Annotated in this window: 3 protein-coding genes and 1 pseudogene; all 4 read right to left on the bottom strand. The window is 61.1% G+C overall.

Annotated elements, in window-relative coordinates; translation table 11 throughout:
- Positions 1 to 171: 171 nt before the first annotated feature.
- Positions 172 to 488, bottom strand: a pseudogene (locus ACY693_RS17585) (IS1634 family transposase); the annotation flags it as partial.
- A 942-nt stretch (positions 489 to 1,430) separates the two neighbouring features.
- Entirely contained in the window at positions 1,431 to 1,757 is a 327-nt protein-coding gene (locus ACY693_RS17580; protein WP_462323107.1) for a hypothetical protein, read from the bottom strand.
- 151 nt (positions 1,758 to 1,908) lie between these two features.
- A complete protein-coding gene (locus ACY693_RS17575) occupies positions 1,909 to 2,190 on the bottom strand; it encodes a hypothetical protein (protein ID WP_462323106.1) in 282 nt (93 codons plus the stop codon).
- A gap of 30 nt (positions 2,191 to 2,220) precedes the next feature.
- Positions 2,221 to 2,559, bottom strand: coding sequence for a hypothetical protein (locus ACY693_RS17570; protein ID WP_462323105.1), 339 nt, complete (start codon positions 2,557 to 2,559; stop codon positions 2,221 to 2,223).
- Positions 2,560 to 2,938 lie beyond the last annotated feature (379 nt).

Here is a 2,938-nt window from a genome sequence, read left to right as displayed (position 1 = left end):
GCGGGCGCGCCGGGCTAACCGCGCTCTGGCTGGGACAGGTGCGGGAGATCGATGGTTAGGAAGGAGTCGTGAATCTCCTCACTCACCTCAAGCTGCTCGAGATTGGGCAGAAAACAGCGTCACTGCTGAAACAGCTTGATCAGAAAGCTTGGGTTGACAGTCTCGAACCAATTCGAGCTCACGGTGGATGCCCTCCCAGCTCAAATGGATTCCGGCGGATTTCAGCTGCAGGCGCAGGGTATGCACCAGATGGTAGGCAAGCACCGAGATGAGATGAACAGATGGGCGCTGACTCGATCCGTCCTGTGGTGATAGACCGGGCGCAGGCCGAGTTCCGACTTCAGGGAGCGAAACACCGCCTTCAGGTCAGTGAGCATCACATAGGTGTGCCACAACCGCGCTTCATCCCACTCGGTTTGATTCGTGCGCAGGCAATAGACGCCGGGCAGTGTGTCATCGACCGCAGTGATGCGCGTCCAGCGAATCGCGAAAGAACCAGGATGCGGGGTCGATCACGACCGGCGACCCGGTGGTTCCGATCGATGAGCTCGAGCTGCTGCTGCTCCCGCTGAGCAAAGACCAGCTCGTAGCAGAGGCTAGCGCTTGGCAGCAGCTAGTGCAGCAAAAGGCGGAGCAGCTCGCGCGCGCCGCGAACCCTAGCGGATGCACATCCAGGACCACTCAATGATAGGTTCAAGACCGCCACAGGGTAGTCAGCGCCGCGTCCAAAGACAAATGAGGCCGGACGACATGCATCCGTCTCTCCTGTGCGTTCCTGGCCGGCGTCAGTCTCAACCGCGAGCGGGTTTGGGCAGATACGACTGAGCCTCGGTCAGCGTCTGCCACCTGAAGCCTTTGTCAACAAAGATTCACGGTCAGCTGCGGTGAAGGCGTTTAGTCTACGGCTGCACGTTGTGCAATTGACACCTCAGTGACATATTCGCCCGCGCTCCGCGCGGGCTCTTTTTTGCGGCGGCGTCCGATGAGGGGTGATTTCTGCATGGCACAGGGCAACGTCAAGCTGAACGCATCCGCTGCGGCCTCGTCTCAGGCACGGCAACTGCCTCAGACTCAACAACCGCTCGTTGCGGCGCTGAGGCACCAAGTGCAGTTAGCATCGCCATCGGTGACGCCCTCTGACCAGGCGGCGACAAGCAGTTGACAATAAGCGAGACCGCGGAATTATTCACAGGCCCTGTGGATAACACTGGGGATAACGTTCCGCACCCGGCGAAAAGACGTGGAAGTGACTGGACATTGGTTGTTTTGGTCAAAAAGTCGTCACAACGCAAGACACGAGCAAAGTCAGTGAAGTCGCCTGAGTCTTCGGGCCGCAGCATCGGAGCGGCCGGTGCGGCGGCCCAAGACGCAAAGGCGGCAAGACCCTGGCCCCTCGATCGTGATCGACGACGATGCGGAGGCGACCTCGCCTATGGAAGCGTGCCGGCTTCCGGATCAGCGCTGCCGGATGCTTGAGCGAGCGCCGACGCCAGGTTCTGCATCCCGGCGATTACCATCGCCCGCTGCTCATCGTCGAGCCTCTCGGCCTTGATCATCTCAAGCACCGCATCGTGCGGAATAGGCCCAGACCGGGTCTGGTAGTAGCCGACGCTCATCGCGAGCAGGCAGAGGGCCTCGGCGAGTTGTTCCTTACTCGCCTGTTCAATCAGTCGTTCTGCCTCGCCAATTTGCGTGGCCACTTGGTCGGTGTCGACGATCATCGCCTCGCTCGAAGCGCGCCCTGCAAGCATACTCATCGTTGTATCCACTCAATGCCGGGACTCTCCCAAGCGCTCGATCCGCCCCAAAACCGGCCGCACAACGGGCGCGAGCAACGGATCGCAAGCATCCACCTGATGGTCGACCTGATGGGACTCGAGCGGTTACTCGTCCAGACCAGGAAACCTCTCAGGTGGCAGTCGCTGGCCGATAAGGTTCCTCGCGGGGCAGGTGGCTCACCAGGAGCTTGAGGTAGAACACCGGCAAGAACCACTCGAGGCCGGGCACTGTTGGTAGCAGCCATCGTCCAATGACCATACCACCCATATACAGGGTCAAAGCCGTTGGACGTTGCAGATAGACCGGCGTCGCCAGGATCAGTGCGGCAGCGCCGAGCAGATAGGCGCCTGCGATGGCGGCCCAGAGCCAATCGTTGTCCAGGTAGAGCCAGGCCACGAGGACCAGATGCAACAGGTGCGCCGACGTGAAAGCCAAGTGCTGCTAAATCCCCTGACCGTCGCGATGATACCAACGCTTGGCGCTCGACGTCGCGTTCGTAACGACACCGCCGACCATGTCAAAGGCCAGGACAGCACAGAGCAGATACTGAAACCAGGACCAATCTTCACCGGACAAGGCCGCATAGAGCGGCGCTGCGAGAGCCGCAACCAAGGGCGCCAGGATCTGCAGCAGCAGTTCCGCCGTTGTCGCACCCGGACCGATAAACTTGTCTAAAGCGCCCGCCAGTCCAGTGCGCGGCTGCGGGACATACCAATCAATGGGGGGCTGCTGTCGGGGCTTGGGCGCCGAATCTTGATAAGCCTGCGAAGATTTAGTCATACGCGGCCTTAAGGTGGACAGAGCCGGATGTTGCTGCTTCTGCGCGGAAACAGCAGCCTACCACTGTAGGGTAAGGGGGCGTTGAGCAACGGTCAAAAGGCCCTTCGGGAAGGCCACGGTGGATGAGGCATCGATCGGACTCCGGGGCGTGGGGCACGGGCATCGGCGCAGCGGGCGAGCCAGCGATCTAGACGATGCCGTGATCACGCCCGCTGCGTTCCCAAGGGACGCTTCGAACCGGGGGCTGCCCGGAACCCGCCCGGACATTCATGATCGCCCACGCACTGCTCTGTCAGCCAGGCCCGAAGTACAACGGCGCAGACCTGCCCTACTCCGTCTTCGAAAGGTTCGCCAAGCCAAACAGGTCGGCACGGTGTCA

This window comes from Halochromatium sp. (assembly GCF_054919635.1).
The sequence above is the reverse complement of the archived record's forward strand: the minus strand, read 5'-3'. Positions and strand labels throughout refer to the sequence as shown.